The sequence below is a fragment of the Paenarthrobacter aromaticivorans genome, from assembly GCF_019038615.1.
Lineage (GTDB): Bacteria > Actinomycetota > Actinomycetes > Actinomycetales > Micrococcaceae > Arthrobacter > Arthrobacter aromaticivorans.
Genome location: NZ_JAHOPC010000022.1, coordinates 1 through 23,591 on the forward strand (window position 1 = coordinate 1; position 23,591 = coordinate 23,591).

Here is a 23,591-nt window from a genome sequence, read left to right on the forward strand (position 1 = left end):
GCCTGCTACGCCCGCAACCCTCACAGATACCGCCGCAGACCCACCGCGCCAGGAATACCACCCACCGCAGGAATCAACCACAAACAACCCACCCAGCTGCCACAAACAGCTTGATATATACCGAAACTTCCAGCGAACTGGACGTTTTCCGGCGATTTCGGCGACGGCGGGCCTTCGGCGACGGCGGGCCTTCGGCGAGCGGGGGCGAGCCCTACTTGTGCAAGCCGAGTTCCGCCGTCGGGACCTTTGCTGACTCGCGGGCCGTCATGGCCGAGACCGCTGCGATCACGCAGATGACTGCCGTGAAGATTGAGATCTGGACCCAGCCGCCGGGCTTTGTGCCGCCGAGGGCCGTGACGATGGTTGGAGCAAAGCCTGCCATGAGGAAGCCGAGCTGCGTGCCAATGGCCAGACCGGAGAAGCGGACCTTGGTGCTGAACATTTCACCGTAGAACGACGGCCACACAGCGTTGGCGGCAGCGTAGCCGAAGGAGAAGAACACAACGGATACCAGGAACATCAGCGGGACGTTGCCGGATTCGAGGGTCAGCAGGAACACCGGGGTCATGATGGCGCTGGCCACAGCACCGTAGATAAAGACGGGCTTCCGGCCGATCTTGTCGGCGAGCATGCCGAAGAGCGGTTGGGTACCGAGGGCCACAATGTTGGCCACTACAACGAGCCACAAGGTGATGGTGCCGCTGACGTGGGCCACGTCCTGGGCGTACTTGATGGCCAGGGTTCCAAAGACCGTGCTCACGGCGGCGATGAACGCACAGCACACAACCCGGAGGACGTCGCGCCAGTGCAGCTTGAGGAGGTCGGCGACGGGCAGCTTGGCGATCTCGTTGTTCTTCTTGGCCTCGGCGAATGCCGGCGGCTCGTGAAGCGTGCGTCGGATGAAGTAGGCCACGATGACCACTACTGCACTGAGCCAGAACGGGATGCGCCAGCCGATGCCGTACTTGACCTCGTCCGGGAGCGCGAGAACTGGAATGAACACCAAGGCTGCAAGGATCTGGCCACCCTGGGTGCCGGTCAACGTCCACGAGGTGAAGAACGAGCGGCGGTTGTCCGGAGCGTGCTCCAGCGTCATCGAGGAGGCACCGGCCTGCTCGCCGGCAGCCGAGAGACCCTGGGCGAGGCGGGCGAGTACCAGCAGGACGGGAGCCCACCAGCCAATGGTCTTGAAGTCCGGGAGGCAGCCGATCACGAAGGTGGCGGCGCCCATCAGGACCAGGGTGAACATGAGGACCTTCTGCCGGCCGATCCTGTCGCCGAAGTGCCCCAGGATGATGGCGCCTACAGGACGGGCAACATAGGCGAAGCCAAAGGTCGCGAAGGACATGATGGCTGCGTTGGTGTCCGCGTCCGGGAAGAACACGTGAGGAAAGATCAAGGCGGCGGCGGAGCCGAAGATGAAGAAGTCGTAGTACTCCACTGCGCTTCCCAGGAAGCTGGCGAGTGCCGCTTTCTTGGGAGTTCCTGCTGGGGTTACTGTGCCTGGCGTCGCTGACGGCATTGTGTGGCTCATAGGTGTTCCTTCTGTGACGACGATGTCGCGGATCTAGCTTCTGCGGGAAGACCAGAGCGAGGTGCGGCCAGATCAATCCCAAAGTAACCACATGGTGGGAGCTACTTGTGCAATACAGCAATAGTGGCCGTGACTGGGGTCACTTGTCAAGACTTGTGCTCACTATCTAGAAATAGCTCTCACGATGTGAGAGCATCTAAGCATGAGTGTGAAAGAGGACATAAAGACCGACATGGTCGGCAAGGCCCTGGGCCTGTTGGTATTGCTGGGAAATGAGCCCAAGGGCGCGAGTGCTGCGGACCTGGCCAGGAGCGCAGGGCTTCCGTTCAGCACGACGTACCGGCTGCTCGGTTCGCTGACGCGCGATGGATTCGTGGATTACGAGCCCGACGGCCGTCGATACCATCTGGGATTGCGGGTCTTCCAGCTGGGTCAGCGGGTTTCCAACCACCACGGTTTTGCGGCAACGGCTCTTCCCGTTCTCCAGCGCGTTACGGAGCGGACCGAGGAAGCAACCATCCTCTCGGTGCGCGACGGAAACCATCATCTGACCGTGAACAAGGTGGACGGCCCCAAGACCTTCCGCGTCACCAGCGATCCCGGCCATCTGGGCGCGCTGCACACTACGTCCGTGGGTAAGGCGATTGTCGCTTTTGAGAACGACGCCGAACGTGAACGGCTGCTCGAAGAGTTGCCTTTGGAGGCCCTCACTGAGCGCTCCATTACCGATCGGGCTGCATTCCGGGCGGAGATTGAGCAGGTGCGCCGACAGGGCTACGCGGTCATGGATGAAGAAAACGAGATCGGCATGCGCGCGGTCGCAGTGCCGGTCCTCAATTCCCAGGGCCACGCCTTTGCGTCTGTCGCCACGGCTGTTCCGGTATTTCGTCTCACCATGGATGAACTCATCGCCCACGTCCCCACTTTGCAGGAGGCCGCGGCGGAACTCGCGGCCCGCCTGCCCCAGCGCTAGCCCAACTAGGTCGCAATAGTGCGCGTTTTCACCGCTCAAAACGCGCTTAAGTGCGACTCAGTTGGGTGCGTACGCCGGAAATGTTCGCTATAAGAACAAGCGTGCGGAATATGAACACTTGTAGTAATCTGAATACACCCGGACCGGCGACGCCCGAAAAGCGCCATCAGCCCGCGGTGCTGAAGTCAAAGGAGCTTTAGGATGAGCAACCGAGCCGAGTCCGTTCTGGTGGGCCTCATAGGCGAAGGCGTCATGCCCTCTCTCACACCGCCCATGCACGAACGCGAAGCCGACGTGCAGGGCCTTCGCTTGCTGTACCGCCCCATTGACCTGCTGGACCTGGCTTTGCCGGCCGCCGCCGTCGGGGACCTCCTCACCGCAGCCCAGCGCATGGGTTTCAATGGCCTGAACATCACCCACCCGTGCAAGCAGCTGGTACTGGAGCACCTTGACGAAATTTCCGACGACGCCCGTCGCTTGGGTGCCGTCAATACGGTCTTGATTCAGGATGGTCGGTTCATAGGCCACAACACGGACTTCTCCGGCTTCGGGGCGGCCCTCACCTCCGGGTTGCCGGACGCGAAGCTGAACCGCGTGGTCCAGCTTGGTGCGGGCGGTGCGGGATCCGCGGTCGCCTATGCCCTGCTCAAAGCCGGCGTAAAGCAGCTGGACCTCGTGGACATGGACCCCACCCGTGCAGCCGAACGAGCGACGGAACTCGGCGAACTTTTCCCGGTCGCCACCATCACGCCGCGCACTCCCACCGATTTGCCGGAGATCATGCCGCTCGCCGACGGCCTGGTGCATTGCACGCCTATCGGTATGGCCGCCCACCCGGGACTTCCATTGGACATCGACCTCCTGGAACCGCGCCACTGGGTTGCCGACATCGTCTACCGACCTATCGACACACGCCTGGTCCGCGAGGCGCGCGACAAGGGTTGCGACGTCCTCGACGGCGGCAGGATGGCGGTCGGTCAGGCGGCCGACGCTTTCCAGCTCTTCACCGGACGCGACGCCGATCGTGACCGCATGCGGGCACACTTCCTGGAATTGATCGCCGTGGAAGATGCTGCAACCGAACTCTCCGCCACAGCACTGGCGAAGGCGGCCCACTGATGCGCACCGGAATCGCCACGGTCTGCCTCTCCGGCACCCTGAAAGAGAAAATGCAGGCCTGCGCAATAGCGGGCTTCGACGGCATCGAAATCTTCGAACAGGACCTCGTCACCTCGCCGCTCAGCCCCGAGGAAGTACGGAAAATGGCCGCCGATCTCGGCCTGGGTCTGGACCTCTATCAGCCGTTCCGCGATTTCGACGGCGTCACCCCGGACCTGCTCAAGGCCAACCTTCGCCGGGCGGAGGCCAAGTTCAAGCTCATGTCCCGCCTGGGCATGGACACCATCCTGGTCTGCTCCAACGTGGCCACGGCAACAATCGACGACGACGAACTTCGCGCCTCCCAACTGGGCGAGCTTGCTGAACTTGCCGGGGACCACGGCGTCAAGGTTGCCTACGAAGCCTTGGCCTGGGGCAAGTACGTCAACGATTACGAGCACGCATATCGCTTGGTCGAAATAGTGGACCACCCCAACCTCGGCACCTGCCTGGACTCCTTCCACATCCTCTCCCGCGACTGGGACACCGCTCCGATCGAGAAGATCAACGCGGACAAGATCTTCTTCGTCCAGGTGGCAGACGCCCCCAAGCTCTCCATGGACGTCCTCTCCTGGAGCCGCCACTACCGGGTGTTCCCGGGCGAGGGCCAGTTTGAGCTCGCCAAGTTCATGGGCCACGTGGTCCGGGCCGGCTATACAGGTCCGGTTTCGCTGGAAGTTTTCAACGACGTCTTCCGCCAGTCTGACGTCGAACGGACAGCTGTGGACGCCATGCGCTCCCTGATCTGGCTGGAAGAGCAGAGCGCCAAGTGGCTCGAAAGCAACGCCACGGCCGCGGCATCCGAACAAAAAGCCGCCAGCCGCCGTCGTTATCCCATGGAACTGGCCACGCTGCCCAAGGTGAACGAACCCGCCGGCTTCAACTTCGCCGAGGTCAAGGCCGACGACACCGCCCAGCTTGAGAAGCTCCTTGGCCAGCTTGGCTTCGAGTTCGAGGGCCGCCATCGCACCAAGGACGTACAGCTTTGGACCATGGGCCAGGCGCGCGTGATCATCAACGAGCAAGCGGCACAGCACGCCGAACCGGCTATCGCCGCTTTGGGGTTCGACGTCGACTCCCCAGTGATTGCCTCCGCTCGCGCCCAGCAACTCAAAGCGCCGGTGGTGGCACGCAAGGTCCAGGCCGATGAGGAAGTGTTCCAAGGCATCTCCGCCCCGGACTCCACCGAAATCTTCCTGTGCCAGGGCAGCCCGGACGGAACCGCCGCGTGGACGCACGAGTTTGGCGAGGGCCTGGAACACCCTGGCTCCGACGTCAGCGCGGTGATTGACCACGTTAATTTGGCCCAGCCGTGGCAGCACTTCGACGAAGCCGTCCTGTTCTATACCAGCGCCCTGGCCCTTGAACCGCAGCCGTTCGCCGAAGTCCCGAGTCCCAGCGGCCTGGTGCGCTCGCAGGTCATGGAAACCTCGGACGGCTCAGTCAGGCTGGTGCTGAACCTGGCACCGGCACAGCAAGCGCAGACTGCCCGCAAAACGTACCAGGAACACATCGCCTTCGCGGTGGATGACCTTGTGGCCACCGCTCGGTCCGCCCACACAAGGGGCCTCGAGTTCCTGGAGATCCCCGCCAACTATTACGAAGACCTGGACGCACGGTTCGAGTTGGAACCGGAATTCCTGGCGACCCTCAAGGAGCTCAACCTCCTGTACGACCGGGACGCCAACGGAGAATTCCTCCACTTCTACACGGCCACGGTTGGCAGCGTGTTCTTCGAAATGGTGGAACGCCGCGGCAACTACGACGGCTACGGAGCGCCCAACGCGCCGGTGCGCCATGCCGTCCAATACGACTCGCTGCACCGGTCATAAACCTCAAGCAATAATCCAACCCATCGAAAGGAGCCGACTGTGCCGCAAGAACAGACAGCACAAGTCAACTCTGCAGAAGCGCTCGAATCCGAGGAGCTCGTGCCACCTGCCGAGCCGCATGCAGCGCACGATTCCAAGAAAGTGGAAACCCAAGCGGATCTCAGCGCTGAGATGAGGGGCATCGGGGACCGCTATGCGGAGGCCCTTAAGAACGGCAGGGCGCCGGAGACCATGCCGCGCCTGGACTTCGCCCCGTACCGCAGCAGCATCCTGCGCCACCCGACCAAGAGCCTGCACCACGCGGATCCGGAGACGATCGAGCTCTACTCGCCCGCCTTCGGCCACCAGGATGTGCACGCGCTGGAATCGGACCTGACCATTCAGCACAACGGCGAGCCGCAGGGTGAGCGCATCATCGTTGCCGGCCGGGTCCTTGATGGCGACGGTCGCCCGGTTGCCGGTCAGCTCGTGGAGATCTGGCAGGCCAACGCCGCCGGCCGCTACATCCACAAACGCGATCAGCACCCCGCCCCGCTGGACCCGAACTTCACGGGCGTTGGCCGTTGCATCACTGGCGATGACGGCTCGTACAGCTTCACCACGATCAAACCCGGTGCGTACCCGTGGAAGAACCACCTGAACGCCTGGCGTCCGGCGCACATCCACTTCTCAATGTTCGGCTCGGAGTTCACGCAGCGGATAGTGACCCAGATGTACTTCCCGGGCGATCAGCTGTTCCCGTTGGACCCCATCTACCAGTCCATCGTGGACCAGGACGCCCGGGACCGCCTGGTAGCCACCTACGACCACGAGCTGACCAGCCCGGAATGGGCACTCGGCTACAGGTGGGACATCATTCTGACCGGCTCCAAGCGGACCTGGACCGAAAACGAAGCATACGGCGACGCCGGGGACGAGGAGTAAGCACATGAGCAAGCTGACACCCACACCGGGCCAGACCGTCGGACCCTTCTACGGATACGCCCTCCCCTTTAATAAGGACAACGAACTCCTCGCCCCGGGAAGCCCGGGCAGCATCCGCCTCCAAGGCACGGTCTACGACGGCGCCGGCAACACCATCCCGGACGCCATCCTGGAGATCTGGCAGCCGGACTCCGAGGGCAACATCGTCCAGCGCACCGGCTCCTTGGTCCGCGATGGCTACACTTTCACCGGGTGGGGCCGCGGCTCCGTGGGCAACTCCGGCGTGTACACCTTCACCACCGTCAACCCCGGACCAACCTCGCCGGGTTCGGCCCCGTTCATCTCGGTTGCAGTCTTTGCCCGAGGCCTCATGAACCGCCTTTTCACCCGCGCATACCTTCCGGAAAACGAGGAAGCGCTGGCCAACGATCCGCTCCTGAGCACCCTGGACCCCGAGCGTCGCAAGACCCTGATCGCCCGTCGCGACCCCGACGGCGGCCTCACTTGGGACATCCGACTGCAGGGCGGCGACGAAACTGTATTCCTGGATTTCCAGCAGGACGGTTCACTCGATACCAGCGTCAACGCGGACTCACAGCCATGATCGACGGCGACTTCGGCCTCCTTAGCCCCGTCTCGGCGTCGCCCTCTGTTGCGGCGCTGACGGGGGACCGTGCCGTGATCGCGGCGATCCTCGATGTCGAAGCCGCCTGGGCGGTTGTCCTCGAGGAAGCGGGGCTCGTTCCTGCAGGTTCCGCCGCAGTCGTGGCCGAAGCCGCCGATCCCGGTTCTTACGACGCCGCTTCTGTGGCGGAACGCGCCCAGGGCGGGGGCAACCCTGTGATTCCGTTGCTTGGTGACCTGCGCGCCCGGGTGAAATCCTTGGACTCGGGCGCGGCAACCGCCGTGCACACCTCCCTCACCAGCCAGGACGTCCTCGACTCCGCCCTCATGCTGCTCGCCAGCCGCGCCGTTTCAACGCTGCTCGTTGACGTTAAACGCACGACGACGGCGCTCGCCACCTTGGCAGGGGAGCACGCGGACACGCTGTGCGTGGGAAGGAGCCTGACGCAGCACGCGCTGCCGTACACGTTCGGGCTCAAGGCTGCGCAGTGGTTCCAGGGGGTGGCTGCTGCGGCTTCCCGGTTGTCTGCAGTGGAGTTGCCCGTTCAGTTCGGTGGTGCGGGCGGAACCCTGGCGTCGGCGACCAAGCTGACCGCTTCCTCGCAGACCACGCCGTTTGAATTGGCGGATTCTTTGGCCTCAAAGCTTGGCCTCGCAACGGCTCCTGCTCCTTGGCACACCAACCGCCTGGCCATCACGTCCCTGGGCGATGGACTTGCCGCACTGATTGATTCCTTCGGAAAGATCGCCGCGGACCTGCTGTTCCTGAGCCGTCCGGAAGTCGCGGAGCTCGGCGAACCGCTGGCCGCCGGACGCGGGGTCTCCTCGGCCATGCCGCAGAAGCAGAACCCCGTACTGTCCGTACTCGTCCGCAGTGCGGCGCTGCAGGCACCCGGCCTCGCATCGCAGCTGCACCTCGCGGCGGCCACTTTCAACGATGAGCGCCCGGACGGTGCCTGGCACAGCGAATGGCCGGCCCTGCGTCAGCTGCTCGCATTGGCCTTGGGGTCCGCAGGTCACGTCAGCGAACTCACGGCAGGCCTTCGTGTCTTCCCGGAAGCGATGCGCCGGAACCTCGAAATTTCGGGGCCTCTGCTCCTCAGCGAAGGTGTGATGGCCGCCGTCGCGCCTCTCCTGGGTCCGGACGGAAAACAAAAGCTGCAGAACGTCGTCGATGAAACCCTCAGGGCGCCCGCGGCCGAGCAGACGCGGATCTACACCAAGCTGCTGCGTGAGGCTGTCCCTGCGGACAAGCTCAGTGACGCCGAACTCGAGGCGCTCCTGGATCCCGCGAGCTACCTCGGTGAAGCCGCCGAAATCGCGCGCCGGATCTTTGCTGCCTATCCCGGATTCACGGGTTCCGCCACCTCCGATTCATCGACAACGAAGGGAGCCACCCGTGGCTAAGCCAACCGTCAAGGCCGTTTTGCTGTCCCCGCAGCGATCACTCGGGGAGAAGCCGCTCCTCGTGGTGGGGTCGTCGCTGGGCACCTCCACCGTGCTTTGGACTGAAACGGCAGCGCTGCTTGGTGATGAGTACGACGTCATCGGCTGGGATCTCCCCGGCCATGGCATCTCGCCAGCCGCCACCGAAGGTTTCGATATCGCGGAACTGGCGGACGCCGTCGTCGATCTTGTTGATCTTGTGAGCCCGGGCGCGAACTTTCACTACGCCGGCGTCTCGCTGGGCGGCGCCATCGGCCTACAACTTGGCATCAAGCATGGTGACCGCCTCCGCAGCCTCTCGGTGCAGTGCAGCGGCGCCAAGATTGGCACGCCTGAAGGCTGGCTGGAGCGCGCGGAAACCGTGCGCAAATTGGGGACGCCTGTGATGATCCAAGGCTCCGCCGAGCGTTGGTTCGGTCCCGGCTTCATGGACCGCCAGCCGGAAATCAGCAGCCGCCTCCTGCACTCACTTCGCGATGCCGACCGCTTCAGTTACTCGTTCTGCTGCGAAGCCCTCGCCGGATTCGACGTCCGCGAGCAACTCGGCAGCATCACCGTTCCCACCCAGGCGATTGCCGGCGTCGAGGACTCTGTGGCGCCGCCATCGTTGGCCGAAGCTGTTGTTTCCGGTATCACCGCGGGCGGCGGTTCCGCCCAGGCGGTGGCGCTCGACGGCGTCGGGCACCTTGCGCCAGCGGAGGCGCCTGCAATTGTGGCCGGGTTGATGCGGACCTTTACGAAGGAGAACGGACGATGACCTCTTTATCTCCCGAGCGGAGTGGTGCCGTGCAGGCGGATGCCACCGCGCAGGACATTTACGACGCCGGCATGGCCGTACGGCGCGAAGTGCTCGGCAATGAGCACGTGGACCGTGCGAACGCCAATATGGACTCCTTTACCGAGGACTTTCAGGACATGATCACCAGGATCGCGTGGGGTGGCATCTGGACGCGGCCGGGTCTTAGCCGGCAGATGCGCTCCGCTGTTACCCTCACGGCACTGGTGGCGCACGGTCACTGGGAGGAGCTCGCAATGCACATCCGGGCAGCCCTCAACAACGGCCTGAGCAGGGACGAGATCAAGGAAATCCTGCTGCAGACCGCAATTTATTGCAGTGTTCCCTCGGCCAATTCGGCCTTCAAGACGGCGCAGAAAGTATTCGCCGAGATCGACGCAAACGAACCCAACTAAGTCGCATTAGTGCGCGTTTAGACCCCTCAAAACGCGCACAACTGCGACCTAGTTGGGCAAGCAGAAAGAGAAACCCATGAACCAGGCTTTTGTGTACGACGCCGTGCGCACGCCCTTTGGCAAGTTCGGCTCCGGACTTGCTGCTGTCCGTCCCGATGACCTGGCCGCCCACGTGGTGCGTGAGTCGGTTCGACGGGCTCCGGGGCTGGATGTTGAGCGGATCGATGAGGTGGTGTTTGGCAACGCCAACGGCGCCGGCGAGGAAAACCGCAACGTTGCCCGGATGGCTACCCTGCTGGCTGGGCTGCCGGTTTCGATTCCCGGGACCACGGTCAACCGTCTCTGCGGTTCGTCGTTGGACGCGGCAATTATCGCGTCCCGGCAGATCAATGCCGGCGATGCTGAGCTCATGCTGGTGGGCGGGGCAGAGTCGATGTCGCGTGCGCCGTGGGTCCTGCCGAAGACTTCCAAGCCGTACCCGGCCGGGGACATGACGCTGGCCTCCACCACGCTCGGCTGGCGTCTGGTGAACCCGGCCATGAACAAGGACTGGACCATCTCCCTGGGCGAAGCCACTGAACGACTGCGCGAGAAGTACGGGATCACGCGGGAGCGTCAGGACCAGTTCGCTGCGGACTCCCACAATCTGGCCGATGCTGCGTGGAACGACGGGTTCTACGACAATCTGGTCACCGCGGTTCCGGGCACGGACCTGGTGCGGGACGAAGGAATCCGGGCTGGTTCTTCTGCGGAGAAGCTGGCGGGGTTGAAGACGGTGTTCCGTCCCGAAGGTTCAGGGCCCGACGGCGGCACGGTCACCGCCGGGAATGCGTCGCCTTTGTCTGATGGTGCTTCGGCGGCGTGGATTGGGTCGGAGGCTGCTTCGTCCATCCTTGGCCTGGAGCCGTTGGCGCGCATCGCTGGGCGTGGTGCTCATGGCAACGATCCGCAGTTCTTTGGGTTCGCACCGGTGGAGGCCGCGAACAAGGCCCTCGCGAAGGCGGGGATTGGCTGGGACCAGGTTGGCGCCGTCGAACTTAACGAAGCGTTCGCCGCGCAATCGCTGGCGTGCGTTGACGCGTGGGCGATCGACCCCTCGATCGTGAACCGCCACGGCGGGGCCATTGCGATGGGCCACCCGCTCGGTGCCTCCGGTACCCGCATCCTGGGTACGTTGGCGCGGTCGTTACAGGCCTCCGGACAGCGCTGGGGAGTGGCGGCGATCTGCATTGGGGTTGGGCAGGGCTTGGCTGTGGCGCTGGAAAACGTAACTTCATCGGTGAAGGGCTAAGGGCGATGCTGCAATTTATTGACACTGTTGGCGAGGCCGTGGCCGGGATCAAGGACGGGTCTACGGTGATGATCGGCGGGTTCGGCAATGCCGGGCAGCCGTTCGAATTGATCGACGCACTCATGGACTGTGGCGCGAAGGACCTGACCGTGGTGAACAACAACGCCGGCCAGGGCGACCAGGGCCTGGCGTTGCTGATCAAGGAAGGCCGGGTCCGCAAAATGATCTGTTCCTTCCCGCGGCAGTCCGATTCCTGGCACTTCGATGCCAAGTTCCATGCCGGTGAGATCGAACTGGAACTCGTTCCGCAGGGAAACCTGGCTGAGCGTATCCGTGCCGCCGGTGCCGGGATTGGCGGGTTCTTCACTCCAACCGGGTACGGCACCACCTTGGCCGAGGGCAAGGAAACCCGGATCATCGACGGCCGCGGCCAGGTGTTCGAGACGCCCATCCACGCCGACGTTGCACTGATCAAGGCGCTCAAGGCTGATGGGAAGGGCAACCTCGTCTATCGCAAGACCGCCAGAAACTTCGGCCCGATCATGGCCGCCGCTGCCAAGCACACCATCGTGCAGGTCTCGGAGATCGTGCCCACCGGGTCGCTGGATCCGGAGAACGTGGTGACCCCGGGCATTTACGTCAACAGCGTTGTCCGCGTGGACTCCGCCGCTTCTGAAGCGCTTAGTTCGAACGGAAAGGTGGCCTGAGCATGGGCACGCAGACAAGCATCCAGACCTCCGAAAAGCCCTTGGGCCGCGACGAACTCGCCCAGTTGGTGGCCCGAGATATCGCGCCGGGTTCGTTCGTGAACCTGGGCATCGGTCAGCCGACCCTCGTCTCGAACTACCTCACCGAGGAACAGAACATCACACTCCACACCGAGAACGGGATGCTCGGGATGGGCCCCGCCGCCGTTGGGGACGAGGTCGATGGTGACTTGATCAACGCCGGAAAGATCCCCGTCACCGAGCTGCCCGGAGCGTCATACTTCCACCACGCCGACTCGTTCGCGATCATGCGCGGCGGGCACCTGGACATCTGCGTTCTCGGGGCGTTCCAGGTCTCCGCTACCGGCGACCTCGCCAACTGGCACACCGGCGCCCCGGACGCGATCCCCGCCGTGGGCGGCGCCATGGACCTGGCCACGGGCGCCAAGGACGTGTTCGTCATGATGACTTTGTTGACGCGCGAGGGCGTGTCCAAGCTCGTGGAGCAATGCACCTACCCCTTGACCGGCGTGGGCTGCGTGACCCGCGTCTACACCGACCAGGCCGTCTTCCTCACAGGACCCGATGGTGTGACAGTCCGCGAGACGTTCGGCTGCACCTTCGAGGAAATCCAGGAGCTCGTACCCCTACCCCTGAAAAGGGCGTAGTAGGCCCCGCAAGTTGGGGTCGTCGCGTTGTGGGGCCCGCTCTGCGCCCTAACCCCACGAAATAGCGCGCAGAGCAGGCCCCGCAACGCACCCTAGGATTGGTAACCATGAGCGAATCGGCAGTAACCCCGCAGGCCAGCGACCAGTACGTGCAGTCGCTGGCCCGGGGACTCGCCGTAATCCGGGCCTTCGATGCGAACAACCCCGTGATGACCCTCAGTGAGGTCGCAGCCCGCACTGACCTGACTCGCGCCACGGCCCGCCGTTTTCTGCACACCCTCGTGGAGCTCGGCTACGTTCGCACGGACGGCAAAACCTTCGCGCTCACGGCCAAGGTGCTACAGCTCGGCTACTCGTACCTGTCGGCGTTGTCACTGCCGCAGTTGGCCCAGCCGCACTTGGAGGAACTGTCCTTGAAGCTGGGGGAGTCCACCTCGGCCGCAGTTCTCGACGGGCCGGACATTTTCTACGTTGCCCGCGTAGCCACAAAGCGCATCATGAACGTTGGCATCACCGTAGGCACGCGCTTCCCCGCGTACGCAACGTCGATGGGTCGCGTCCTGCTCGCCGGCTTGCCGCAAGCGAAACTTGAGGCTTACCTTTCGACGGCGGAACTCACCCCGCTCACGCCGCGAACCGTGGCCAACGCGGCAGACTTGAGGGCCGCCGTCGAGCGTGTCCGTACGCAAGGCTGGTGCCTGCTGGACCAAGAGCTGGAGATCGGGCTAATGTCCATCGCGGCCCCGGTGTGGAACCACAACAATGGCGACAACGTAGCTGCGATCAATGTGTCCCTCCAGGCGCAGGCCGTGGCAGCTAAGCCTGACCCGGAGAAATATCTCGAGTCCGTGCGGCAGGAAGTCGTCGCAACGGCCAACGCGATCTCACAGGACGTCTCCGCCAAACACTGACGCAACTGACTGGCATTAGGGGTTACTCTGAGCCTTCATAACATCTGGCGGTGGGGACTAGTTGGGCCTGGGCGCCTGCTTCCGGATCGCAGCCAGCCGCGTCTCAAGGATCCGCCGAACCATCGAATCCGGCACAGGGTTGTCAGCCGAGAACCGCAATGTCCCCGGCGACCACGAGTAACCGCCAAGCTCCTCCGACATCTCCGGCAGGATCTGGCCGCTAAACGGGTACAAGGCCAAGTGCTTCTTTGTTTCGAGTACGCTCACGAAGCCCTTGCCGTCCACAAGCAAGGCAGGCATGCCGTAGCTGGTGCCTTCCTCGGCGTCGGGCGCAAGTTCCCGGGCGATGTCAACGATCCGCTCCAGCATCTGCCGGTTGTTTTCGCTGACGCTGGCCAAGTATTCGGTGACGGTTCCCATGGGGACATCCTCCGGCACCGCAAGCGGAAGAGCCAGAGACTTAGCGCTCGGGAATCACCGCGATGCCCTGGATTTCGATCATGGCCTCTTTCTGCCACAGCCGGGTGACACCGATGCCGGCCATCGCCGGGTACTGCGAGCCAGCCATTTCACGCCAGATGCGTCCGATCTCGCGGCCGTTCGCCATGTAGTCATCTACGTCCGTGAGGTAGATAGTGACGTTGACGAGGTCCTCCGGCTGCCCGCCCGCTTCCCGGAGCGTGGTCAGCACGTTGGAAAACGCCTGCGTGAACTGCTCCACGATGCCGCCGGGAACGATGTTCATGTTCTTGTCCAAGGCAGTCTGTCCACCCAGGAACACCGTGTTGCCGGCGAGCATGCCGTGCGCAAAACCGGATGGCTTGGGGAGTGACTCCGGGTTGATTGTTTTGTGGCTCATGCTGTTCCTCCTTGTTGTGGCAACTGCAAAAACTTTTGAAATGCCTCTGTGCAGATCATTTCTGCCGTGCTACGTTGAGCATATGTGACGATCGTAAAAAAGTCGACACATTGAATCTCGAAGGAGCAGAACCCATGAAACTTGCCACCTTGCGCACCTCCAGCGGAAGTACGACGGCGGCACTCGCCACGGGCGCCGACACGTACCTTGCGCTGCCGGCCACGGACGTCGGCGCGCTCCTGGTCCAGCCGGAATGGCGCTCCATCACCAAGAAGGCAGCGGAAGCAGCGGCGGAGGGCGGGCAGCCCGTCATCGCAGCGACTGAAGCTGACTTTGCCCCGCTCCTGCCCCGCGCCGGAAAAGTCATCTGTTGCGGACTGAACTACGGGGACCACATCCAGGAAATGGGACGCGAACTTCCTGAATTTCCGACGCTGTTCGCCAAATACGCTGACACCCTGATCGGAGCCGCGGACGTCGTAGAAGTCCATGGCAGCGGTCGCGTGGACTGGGAAGCCGAGTTGGCCGTCGTCGTGGGTTCTGAACTGTTTCGTGCCGACGAAGACCAGGCCCGGGCGGCGATCGCCGGGTACACCGTTGCCAATGACGTCTCCATGCGTGACTGGCAGAACCGCACCCTGCAGTGGTTCCAGGGCAAGGCTTTCGACGCAACCACACCAGTGGGGCCCGTGATGTTGACTGCGGACGACGCAAGCGAAAGCTTCGAAGTCCGTGGCTACGTCAATGGGGAGCTCGTGCAGCAGGGCAATACCAGCACCCTGGTGTTCGGCCCCGCACAACTCCTGTCCTACATTTCCCAGTTCACAGTCCTGCGCCCCGGCGACCTCGTACTCACGGGCACGCCGGGGGGAGTGGGCATGGGGATGACCCCGCCGCGTTTCCTGAACGACGGCGACATCCTCACCACCGAAATCGACGGCATCGGCCGCTTGGAAAACCAGTTCCGCATCCACGCGCCAGTCCCCGCCAACGCCTAAAACCCCTGCCAACGCTTAAACCCACAGCCAAAAGGAGAACCCCATGAGCCAGACCACCACCGAATACCGCCTCGAAGGCGACAACTCCATCTACGCCGGCCCTGACGGCAAGGTGGTCCCCGTTGTTACCCGGGCCGGTGAAGAAGACACCAACACCGCCCAGTCCGGCGACGCCATCCGCGTCTCCGGTGTGAGCATCCAGCACACGCCGGCAACCAAGATCTGGTTCGGCCAGGTTTCCAACACCCCCGGGTACCGCTCCCTGCCCCACCACCACGGCGAAGCCGAAACGGGTGGCTACGTCCTTCATGGCCACGGTCGAATCTACTTCGGCGAAAACTACTCAGAGTTCATCGACATGAAGGCTGGGGACTGGGTGTTCGTACCACCGTTCATGCCGCACGTCGAAGCAAACATGTCCGTCACCGAAGAACTCGTGTGGCTCACGGCCCGCACCCCGGAGAACCTCGTGGTCAACCTCGAGGACGTTCCGGACGAAACCCTCGCCGACTACCGTCGGGCATAACCACCATGATCACTGGAACCTTGACCTCGGAGACCTTCCTCAGGGCTGTGGACCTCACTCCAACAGAGGCCCAGGTTTTCGACGAAGCGTATGAGGCCACCACCCAGTACGTACCGTGGCCCAAGGCTTACGGTGGAGATATGGTGGCCCAGGCCGCAGCCGCAATGATGCGCTCGGTGGACGCCGACAGGCAACTCCACTCGATGCACAGCTACTTCATGCGGCCCGTGGACATCGGTGCCCATGTTCGTTACGAAGTGGAGCGTTTGCGCGACGGTCGCGGCTATTCCACCCGTAATGTCCGTGGTTTCCAGAATGGCAAGCCTGTATATGCCGCGATGGGTTCGTTCCAGGTTCCCGAAGATGGTCCGGACTTCCAGCCGGAGGCTCCTGCCGCCGTCGAGCCTGAGTCCCTGCGCTCCGCAGCGGAAGCACTGGACGGGGCAGAAGGCCCAGCCGCAGACTATTGGTCTACGGGCCGTAGCTTCGATATGCGGCATATTCCGGGACCGGTATACATCGAGCTTGAGGGTGGATCCATGCCGCAGCAGGCAATTTGGGTCAAGGCTTTCGACAGCCTCCCCGACGACGCCAACCTCCACCGTACTGCCCTTGCCTACGTTTGCGACTACACGATCCTGGAGCCGCTACTCCGGGTCAACGGACTCAACTGGTCCAGTCCCGGGCTCGCCACCGCCAGCCTTGACCATTCCATGTGGTTCCACCGCGATGGCCGCGCCGACGCCTGGGTCCTCTATGCACAAGAGGCCATATCCGGCCAGAGCAACAGGGGCCTGGCCATGGGCCGCTTCTTCGATCGGCAAGGAAGGCTCCTCGCCACAGTCGCCCAAGAAGGCATGATCCGCGCCTGAACAGCTTTACCCCCAACACATCCCAAGCTTCACTGATGCACCACTGAAAGGAACGGCCATGAGCATGACGCCATCGGCCCACGTGGACACGTTCACCCGCGACCACCTGCCGCCCGCCGACACTTGGCCGGCGCTCGAATTTACCCTGCCGGAACTCCACTACCCGGAGCGGCTGAACGCAGCCGCCGTGCTGATCGACAATGCCGTCGAGACGTACGGCCCGGACCGGCCAGCGCTCCGTACTCCGGATGGCACCGTCTGGTCTTATGGACAGTTGCAGCTGCACTCCAACCAGGTTGCCCAGGTCCTTGCCGAAGACCTCGGGGTAGAACCCGGAAACCGCGTGCTGCTCCGTGGCCCCAACAATCCATGGCTGGTTGCCGCCTGGCTTGGCGTGCTTAAGGCGGGCGCCGTGGTGGTCACCACGATGCCCATGCTGCGTTCCAGCGAGGTCGCCACGTTGATCCAGCTCACAAAGCCCGTGGTCGCGATTTCCGATCACCGCTTCGTGGATGAGCTCGCGACGGCGGCAGGCGAGGACGTCGCCGTCCTGAGCTATGGAGGGCCCGACGACGGCGACCTCACCGCGCGTTGCGAAGGCAAGAGTGGGGTGTTCACGGCTGTGGACACGTCTGCGGACGACGTAGCCCTGCTGGGTCCAACATCCGGAACCACGGGTGTGCCCAAGGTGACCATGCATTTCCACCGGGACGTCCTGGCGAATGCGGATACTTTTGCCCGCCACATCCTGCAGCCCACAGCTGATGATGTCTTCGCCGGTTCCCCTCCGCTTGCTTTCACGTTCGGGCTCGGCGGATTGGTGATCTTCCCGCTGCGGTTTGGCGCGTCGTCGCTTCTGACCGAGAAGGCCGGCCCTGTGGAACTGGCCGAGCATGCTTCGGCTGACGGGGCCACCATCCTTTTCACGGCTCCTACTGCCTACCGGGCGATCCTGAAGGAAAAGCGCGGGGACTTGCTTCGTGGCCTTCGCGTTGCTGTTTCGGCGGGGGAGCACCTGTCCAAGGAGACGTGGGAAGCCGTCCGTGAGGCGACGGGCCTGAAGCTGGTCAATGGTATCGGCGCCACAGAGTTGCTTCACGTGTTCATTTCCGCTGCAGGGGATGACATCCGTCCGGGTACTACCGGCAAGGCCGTGCCGGGCTTCAGGGCAACCATTCTTGATCAGGACGGCAACGAGCTTGGCCCTGGCCACTCCGGCCGGCTGGCCGTGATTGGGCCCACGGGTTGCCGCTACCTCGACGACGCACGCCAAGCGAATTACGTGGTGAATGGCTGGAATGTCACGGGCGATACGTTCTCCATGGATGAGGACGGGTACTTCACGTACCAGGCCCGGTCCGACAACATGATCGTTTCTTCCGGCTACAACATCGGCGCGCCCGAGGTGGAAACCGCCATCGACCAGCACCCGGACGTGGTGGAGAACGCGGTGATCGGCCGGCCTGATCCTGAGCGCGGGAGCATCGTGTGTGCGTTTATCGTCCTGCGCGAGGGCGTCATTGGCGACGCCGCGAAGCGTAAGGAAATCCAGGACTTCGTGAAGCAGACCATCGCGCCGTACAAGTACCCGCGCGATGTCCGCTTCGTTACCGAGCTGCCGAGGAACCCCAGCGGCAAACTCCAGCACTTCAAGCTCCGCGATGGCCTCCTCAAGGAGAGCGCCACAGGCGAAGCGGAAACCCAAGAACTTACCCCTGCTGGCCAGAGCCAGGCTTGAGAAGGAGCATGAGCATGAAGATCGCTATTGTTGGAGGCGGCCCGGGCGGGTTGTATTTCGCGGCTTTGATGAAGCAGTTGGATCCGTCGCATGAGATCACGTTGTGGGAGCGGAATGCTGCCAGTGACACGTTTGGGTTTGGTGTGGTGTTTTCCGATGAGACGTTGGGCGGGATCGGGAACGCGGATCCGGTGGTCGCGGAGTACATGAGTCGCCGGTTCGCTCGGTGGTCCGATATTGATATCCATTTCCGTGGCGAAATGATGACGGTGGGCGGGCAGGGGTTCGCGGCGATGAGCCGCAAGGAGTTGCTGGAGTTGCTGCAGCGCCGTTGCCTGGAGTTGGGCGTGGATGTCCGGTTCTCCACCATGGCGCCGCCGGTGGAGGAACTCGAAGCCAACTATGATCTGGTGCTCGCCGCTGACGGGGTGAATTCGCAGATCCGCGCCAAGTACGCAGACGCGTTCGGCCCGGACCTGGATCCGCGGTCCAATAAGTTCATGTGGCTGGGCACGGACCAGGTGTTCGAGGCTTTCAAGTTCTTCGTCAAGGACACCGAGTTCGGTGTGATGCAGATCCACGGCTACCCGTACTCAGATGAGGGCTCGACGTTCATCGTGGAAATGCACCAGGACGTCTGGCACGCGGCGGGCTTCGATGAGACCGCGGACGAGGTTTTCCCTCCCGGGGTGTCGGATGAGAAGGCGATCGCGAAGATCCGCACCCTTTTCGCCGAAGAACTGGACGGGTACGAGGTCTTGTCCAACAATTCCAAGTGGATCAACTTCACCACGGTGCGGAACCAGAGCTGGCGCAAGGGCAACGTGGTGCTGCTCGGCGACGCCGCCCACACCGCGCACTTCTCCATCGGATCCGGGACGAAGCTGGCCATGGAAGACTCCCTGGCCCTGGCCGCGTGCCTGCACGAACACCCCACGGTGGAGCAAGCCTTGGAAGCCTATGAGGCTGAAAGGCGTCCCGTGGTCGCCTCGACGCAGCGCGCGGCGCAGGCGTCGCTGGAGTGGTTTGAGCGGATCGGGCAGTACAAGGACCAGGACCCGACCCGGTTCGCGTTCAACCTGCTCACCCGCAGCCGCCGTATCACCCAGGAAAACCTGCGCCTGCGCGACCCTGAGTTCGCGGACGCCGTGGACCGGAACTTCGCCGAGTCCCAGGGCCTGGCCCAGGTCGCGCCAGCCATGTTCCAGCCCTACACCATCGGCGGTCTGGAGTTGAAGAACCGCATTGTGGTCTCGCCCATGGACATGTATTCCGCGACCGACGGGATCCCGGGGGACTTCCACAAAGTCCACCTGGGCTCCAAGGCCCTGGGCGGGGCGGGTCTGGTGATGACGGAGATGGTGTGCGTGTCCGAAACCGGGCGCATCACCCCGGGCTGCTCCGGCCTCTACACGGACGAGCAGCGTGAGAGTTGGAAGGAAATCGTGGACTTCGTCCACGCCCGTTCCACCGCGAAGATCGGTGCGCAGCTGGGCCACTCCGGACGGAAGGGCTCCACGAAGCTCATGTGGGAAGGTATCGACCAGCCCCTCGAAAGCGGCAACTGGCAAGCTGTTGGCCCGTCCGCGGTGCCGTACGGGCCGGAGAACCAGACCCCGGTTGAGCTGGACCGTGCCGGGATGGACGCCATCCGGGACGAGTTCGTCGCCGCCACTGTCCGCGCGGATGAGGCCGGCTTTGACCTGCTCGAGGTCCACGCCGCGCACGGCTACCTGCTCTCCTCCTTCCTCTCCCCGGTCTCGAACCAGCGCACCGACGAATACGGTGGCAGCCTGGCCAACCGGTTGCGGTTCCCGCTGGAAGTCTTCGACGCCGTCCGCGCGGTGTGGCCCGCCCACAAACCGGTCACGGTGCGGATCTCCGCGACGGACTGGATCGAAGGCGGGAACACCTCCGATGATTCCGTGGCGATCGCGAAGGCATTCGTGGAGCACGGCGCGGCCGGGCTGGACGTGTCCACCGGCCAGGTCGCCAAGGAAGAAAAACCCGCGTTCGGCCGCTCCTACCAGACCCCGTTCGCGGACCGTATCCGCCAGGAAGTCGCCGCTCCCGCAGGGGTGGCCGTGATCGCCGTCGGCGCGATCTCCAGCTATGACGACGTGAACTCCATCCTCCTCGCCGGCCGGGCGGACCTCATCGCCCTGGGCCGCACGCACCTCTACGACCCCCAATGGACCCTGCACGCCGCCGCTGAACAGGAATACCACGGCCCCGGCGCGCAATGGATCCCGCAATTCCGCGCCGGCCGCCGCAAACCCCCCACCACCCGCACCGACGCCATCCGCCCCCGCCTGTCCCTCCTAAAAGAACCCGACACCGAACAAACAACCACCCACCTCCGCTGGACACCCGCGTCCGCAGCTGCATCTGCGATGGTGAAGTAGCCATGGCCGCCACACCGGTTACTAACTGGAACGTGCCCAAGCGCACCACCGGCTTGGTGTTGATTTGTTGCTGGCTCGCGATCCTCGCCGAGGGTTACGACGTCGGCGTGCTGGGGGCAGTGCTTCCGGCGCTGGCCGAGTACAAGCAATGGAACCTCAGCCCGCTTGCCCTGGGCGGGCTGGGATCATATGCCTTGATCGGCATGCTTATTGGAGCCCTGTTCATCGGGACCTTGAGCGACCTTGTGGGCCGCAAGAAGATGCTCCTGGCCTCCATGGTGATCTTCACCCTCACCCAGGCAGGGGCGGCCTGGGCTCCCACGCCCGAGCTGTTTGGCATCTTCCGGCTCATCGGCGGACTGGGCATGGGCGGTGTCATCCCCGTGGCGGCAGCCCTGACCATCGAGTATTCCGCTCCCAATAGGCGTTCCTACAACTATGGCCTCATGTATTCGGGCTACTCGCTGGGCATCGTTGCGGCCGCGCTTGCTGCAATGTTCGTGCTGCCCGTTGGTGGCTGGAGGGCCGTGATTGCTATTGGTGCCGCGCCTATTGTCCTGCTGCCGATCATTTGGAAGTTCCTCCCGGAATCGTTGGAGTACCTCGAGTCCAAGGGACGCAAGACGGAGGCCAAGGCTTTGGCTGCCAAGCTGGAGATCGCTGACTACCAGCCGGGTGCAACGGTGGCCCAGCCCGGTTCACACACCGCCGATCCGTGGTGGAAAACCATCACCACGATGTTCTCCAGGAAATACCTGCGGTCCACGGTGTTCTTCTGGGTTTCCCTGTTCTGCGGCCTGGTACTCGTCTACGGGCTCAACACCTGGCTGCCGAGCATCATGAAGAAGGCCGGCTACGATCTGGGCTCGTCCCTGACGTTCCTGTTGGTCTTCAGCCTGGCATCAGCCATCGGCGGCCTGCTCCTGGGCCGTGCGGCAGACAAGTACGGCAAGAAGCTCATCCTGGTGGTGTTCTACATCCTGGGCGGCCTGGGCATCATGCTCCTCGTCTTCCCCAACACCATGGTGGTCAACTTGCTGTTCGTAGCATTTGCAGGCGTCGGCTCGATCTCCACGTCCTTGGTCCTGACCGGTTACATCGCTGACTACTACCCGGCCAAGGTTCGCGGTACGGCCACAGGTTGGGCTCTCAGCTTTGCCCGCCTGGGCGCAATCTCCGGTCCGTTGATCGGCGGCTGGATCGCAGGGTCCAAGCTGCCCTTCGAAGCCAACTTCGCGATCTTCGCCGGCATCGCAGTGGTGGCCGCGGCCGCCGTCGCAATGATTCCGAAGCCCACCCCGGAGGCGCCTGTTACGGCATCCAGTGCGGACCCGGACGACGAGACCGCGGTAGTCAGCGCCCGCTAGGAGAATCATGGACGCGTTTCCTGAAGCGAGTGTTGAGCGGACGGTTGAGTGGGTGGACACCGACGCCTCCGGCCACCAACACAACTCGGCCATCCTCCGATGGGTGGAAGCCGCCGAGGCGGAGCTATTCCGCTCCTTGGAGCTGCCCGACTACTTCCCCAACGCTCCTCGCGTCCAGCAGGTGATCAACTACAAGGCCAAGCTCTGGTTCGGCCAGCGCGTCACGGCCACGGTGAAAATCCACTCGCTTGGCCGGACCTCGCTGACCATGGCCTTCGAGGTCCGCGGCCACCCCCTTGATGATGCGGCCCGCGGAACGCCCGACGGCGGCACCCACCAAGGTGCATCGTCGGAAGGCAGCGAGGTGGCCGCCTTCGGGACGGTGACCACGGTCCACGTCCCCAACGGCACAACGGCGTCCCAGCCTTGGCCGGAACATTTCGTCCGGGCAGTGCGCTGTGTTGATTAACTCCGACGAGACAGCAGTTAGCCCTAATGTCGAGCTGCCATTGGCAATGGGGCTAACTGCCATCCGTTTGACCTCACGATGTGGCTGACAACAAGGACGCCGTCCGGATCAGCTGGCAGAGCATCAGCCTTCGCCGCCATTGATGGTTCCCAACCTATGATGAACATGACTGGCGCCTTACCATGGCGCGGAAATGAGGGTCCTTCAATGTTCGCCGTCCCGGCACCCGCGGTGCGCCATCAGCAACTCCTGGTCACCATCTTCGGTCTTTATGGCAGGAACGCTGGTGATGCGTTGCCGGTCTCCGCACTGGTTTCGATGCTCGGTACACTCGGCTATGACGCGCCCGGTGTGAGATCGTCCGTCTCCAGGCTTAAGGCAAAGGGTGTCCTGAAGAGCGTCCGCGAAGGCGGCATTGCCAAGTACAAGATCGCCGAATCAGTGAGCGACGTTTTCCGTGAAGGTGATCGGCGGATCTTCGCCCCGGAACAGCCAGCTCCGGTGGATACGTGGGTGCTCGCCGTGTTCTCCGTGCCTGAGTCGATGCGGAACCGCCGGCACCAGCTGAGGTCCGATTTGTCCAGCCTGGGATTTGGGTCCGTGGCGTCTGGTGTATGGATCGCTCCGGCCCACAAGCTGGAGCAGGCTCGCGACCGTCTCACTTCCAGCGGGCTGATCGAATTCGTAGACCTTTTCCGCAGCGACTACGTTTTCGATGGCCCAATGCGCCCCAAGATCTCCGAATGGTGGGATCTCAAGGAACTCGATGAACAATTCACGGAGTTCCTTGAGATCTACCGGGGCGCAGAGCAGCAGTGGATTGACCTGGTGGGCACCGATCCTGAGGCGGCCTTGGCTGATTCCACGGCCGAGTTACGACGCGACGCTTTCCGCTACTACATCCCGATGCTCACCCTGTGGCGCAAGTTCCCGTACCGTGACCCAAATCTCCCGGCGGACTACCTTCCGCCCGAGTGGCATGGGCCGGAAGTCCGCCGGACCTTCCAGGCGGTCCATCGGCTCGCGGCGCCGCTCGCTGCAGCACACGCGCATGAGGTCATCAGCGAAGCTTTGGACCCTGTCCTGACGTAGCCGACG

General features: G+C 63.4%; 23 protein-coding genes. 20 read left to right on the forward strand and 3 right to left on the reverse strand.

What is annotated here, in order from left to right:
* Positions 1 to 211: 211 nt before the first annotated feature.
* Positions 212 to 1,534, reverse strand: a complete 1,323-nt coding sequence (locus tag KSW38_RS22135; protein ID WP_216927190.1) for an MFS transporter — start codon at positions 1,532 to 1,534, stop codon at positions 212 to 214.
* A gap of 202 nt (positions 1,535 to 1,736) precedes the next feature.
* Here KSW38_RS22135 and KSW38_RS22140 point away from each other — a divergent pair, with 202 nt between their 5' ends.
* From KSW38_RS22140 to KSW38_RS22195, 12 genes are all read left to right on the forward strand, one after another.
* Positions 1,737 to 2,507, forward strand: coding sequence for an IclR family transcriptional regulator (locus KSW38_RS22140; RefSeq protein WP_216927195.1), 771 nt, complete (start codon positions 1,737 to 1,739; stop codon positions 2,505 to 2,507).
* Between the two features lie 201 nt (positions 2,508 to 2,708).
* Positions 2,709 to 3,626, forward strand: a complete 918-nt coding sequence (locus KSW38_RS22145; RefSeq protein ID WP_216927197.1) for a shikimate dehydrogenase — start codon at positions 2,709 to 2,711, stop codon at positions 3,624 to 3,626.
* Entirely contained in the window at positions 3,626 to 5,497 is a 1,872-nt protein-coding gene (locus KSW38_RS22150; RefSeq protein WP_216927200.1) for a bifunctional sugar phosphate isomerase/epimerase/4-hydroxyphenylpyruvate dioxygenase family protein, read from the forward strand. Before KSW38_RS22145 ends, KSW38_RS22150 begins: the two co-directional genes overlap by 1 nt.
* 39 nt (positions 5,498 to 5,536) lie before the next feature.
* On the forward strand, positions 5,537 to 6,421 hold the full coding sequence (pcaH, locus tag KSW38_RS22155; protein ID WP_216927202.1) for a protocatechuate 3,4-dioxygenase subunit beta: 885 nt from the start codon (positions 5,537 to 5,539) through the stop codon (positions 6,419 to 6,421).
* 4 nt (positions 6,422 to 6,425) lie between these two features.
* On the forward strand, positions 6,426 to 7,025 hold the full coding sequence (pcaG, locus tag KSW38_RS22160) for a protocatechuate 3,4-dioxygenase subunit alpha (RefSeq protein WP_216927203.1): 600 nt from the start codon (positions 6,426 to 6,428) through the stop codon (positions 7,023 to 7,025).
* Positions 7,022 to 8,452 carry a class-II fumarase/aspartase family protein gene (locus KSW38_RS22165; RefSeq protein WP_216927205.1) on the forward strand — a complete coding sequence of 477 codons (1,431 nt, stop codon included), beginning with the start codon at positions 7,022 to 7,024 and terminating at the stop codon, positions 8,450 to 8,452. Before pcaG ends, KSW38_RS22165 begins: the two co-directional genes overlap by 4 nt.
* Positions 8,445 to 9,248, forward strand: coding sequence for an alpha/beta fold hydrolase (locus tag KSW38_RS22170; protein ID WP_216927207.1), 804 nt, complete (start codon positions 8,445 to 8,447; stop codon positions 9,246 to 9,248). The genes KSW38_RS22165 and KSW38_RS22170 overlap by 8 nt, the downstream gene beginning before the upstream one ends.
* The gene (pcaC, locus tag KSW38_RS22175; protein ID WP_216927209.1) at positions 9,245 to 9,682 is read left to right on the forward strand and encodes a 4-carboxymuconolactone decarboxylase; all 438 of its coding nucleotides are present in this window, start codon (positions 9,245 to 9,247) and stop codon (positions 9,680 to 9,682) included. Before KSW38_RS22170 ends, pcaC begins: the two co-directional genes overlap by 4 nt.
* Before the next feature lie 76 nt (positions 9,683 to 9,758).
* Positions 9,759 to 10,973 carry a thiolase family protein gene (locus tag KSW38_RS22180; protein ID WP_216927211.1) on the forward strand — a complete coding sequence of 405 codons (1,215 nt, stop codon included), beginning with the start codon at positions 9,759 to 9,761 and terminating at the stop codon, positions 10,971 to 10,973.
* Positions 10,974 to 10,978: 5 nt separating this feature from the next.
* The gene (locus KSW38_RS22185) at positions 10,979 to 11,680 is read left to right on the forward strand and encodes a 3-oxoacid CoA-transferase subunit A (protein ID WP_216927214.1); all 702 of its coding nucleotides are present in this window, start codon (positions 10,979 to 10,981) and stop codon (positions 11,678 to 11,680) included.
* A 2-nt stretch (positions 11,681 to 11,682) separates the two neighbouring features.
* Entirely contained in the window at positions 11,683 to 12,348 is a 666-nt protein-coding gene (locus KSW38_RS22190; protein ID WP_216927222.1) for a 3-oxoacid CoA-transferase subunit B, read from the forward strand.
* 107 nt (positions 12,349 to 12,455) lie between these two features.
* Complete coding sequence (locus KSW38_RS22195) at positions 12,456 to 13,259, forward strand: IclR family transcriptional regulator domain-containing protein (RefSeq protein WP_216927224.1); 804 nt, start codon at positions 12,456 to 12,458, stop codon at positions 13,257 to 13,259.
* 57 nt (positions 13,260 to 13,316) lie between these two features.
* On the opposite strand, the gene KSW38_RS22200 is transcribed toward KSW38_RS22195, so the two are convergent.
* Both KSW38_RS22200 and KSW38_RS22205 read right to left on the reverse strand, forming a co-directional pair.
* Positions 13,317 to 13,679 carry an iron chaperone gene (locus tag KSW38_RS22200; RefSeq protein WP_216927226.1) on the reverse strand — a complete coding sequence of 121 codons (363 nt, stop codon included), beginning with the start codon at positions 13,677 to 13,679 and terminating at the stop codon, positions 13,317 to 13,319.
* A 40-nt stretch (positions 13,680 to 13,719) separates the two neighbouring features.
* The gene (locus tag KSW38_RS22205) at positions 13,720 to 14,118 is read right to left on the reverse strand and encodes a RidA family protein (protein ID WP_216927234.1); all 399 of its coding nucleotides are present in this window, start codon (positions 14,116 to 14,118) and stop codon (positions 13,720 to 13,722) included.
* Between the two features lie 134 nt (positions 14,119 to 14,252).
* Between KSW38_RS22205 and KSW38_RS22210 the strand changes: the two genes are divergently transcribed.
* From KSW38_RS22210 to KSW38_RS22245, 8 genes are all read left to right on the forward strand, one after another.
* On the forward strand, positions 14,253 to 15,116 hold the full coding sequence (locus KSW38_RS22210; RefSeq protein WP_216927236.1) for a fumarylacetoacetate hydrolase family protein: 864 nt from the start codon (positions 14,253 to 14,255) through the stop codon (positions 15,114 to 15,116).
* 43 nt (positions 15,117 to 15,159) lie between these two features.
* Entirely contained in the window at positions 15,160 to 15,642 is a 483-nt protein-coding gene (locus KSW38_RS22215) for a cupin domain-containing protein (RefSeq protein WP_216927238.1), read from the forward strand.
* Positions 15,643 to 15,647: 5 nt separating this feature from the next.
* On the forward strand, positions 15,648 to 16,514 hold the full coding sequence (locus tag KSW38_RS22220; RefSeq protein ID WP_216927240.1) for an acyl-CoA thioesterase: 867 nt from the start codon (positions 15,648 to 15,650) through the stop codon (positions 16,512 to 16,514).
* A gap of 58 nt (positions 16,515 to 16,572) precedes the next feature.
* The gene (locus KSW38_RS22225) at positions 16,573 to 18,252 is read left to right on the forward strand and encodes an AMP-binding protein (RefSeq protein ID WP_216927242.1); all 1,680 of its coding nucleotides are present in this window, start codon (positions 16,573 to 16,575) and stop codon (positions 18,250 to 18,252) included.
* Positions 18,253 to 18,266: 14 nt separating this feature from the next.
* Positions 18,267 to 20,657, forward strand: a complete 2,391-nt coding sequence (locus KSW38_RS22230) for a bifunctional salicylyl-CoA 5-hydroxylase/oxidoreductase (protein ID WP_216927244.1) — start codon at positions 18,267 to 18,269, stop codon at positions 20,655 to 20,657.
* A 2-nt stretch (positions 20,658 to 20,659) separates the two neighbouring features.
* Entirely contained in the window at positions 20,660 to 22,024 is a 1,365-nt protein-coding gene (locus KSW38_RS22235) for an MFS transporter (protein WP_216927252.1), read from the forward strand.
* 7 nt (positions 22,025 to 22,031) lie between these two features.
* Positions 22,032 to 22,493 carry an acyl-CoA thioesterase gene (locus KSW38_RS22240; RefSeq protein WP_216927254.1) on the forward strand — a complete coding sequence of 154 codons (462 nt, stop codon included), beginning with the start codon at positions 22,032 to 22,034 and terminating at the stop codon, positions 22,491 to 22,493.
* Positions 22,494 to 22,700: 207 nt separating this feature from the next.
* Entirely contained in the window at positions 22,701 to 23,585 is an 885-nt protein-coding gene (locus tag KSW38_RS22245; RefSeq protein ID WP_216927257.1) for a PaaX family transcriptional regulator, read from the forward strand.
* Positions 23,586 to 23,591: the final 6 nt, after the last annotated feature.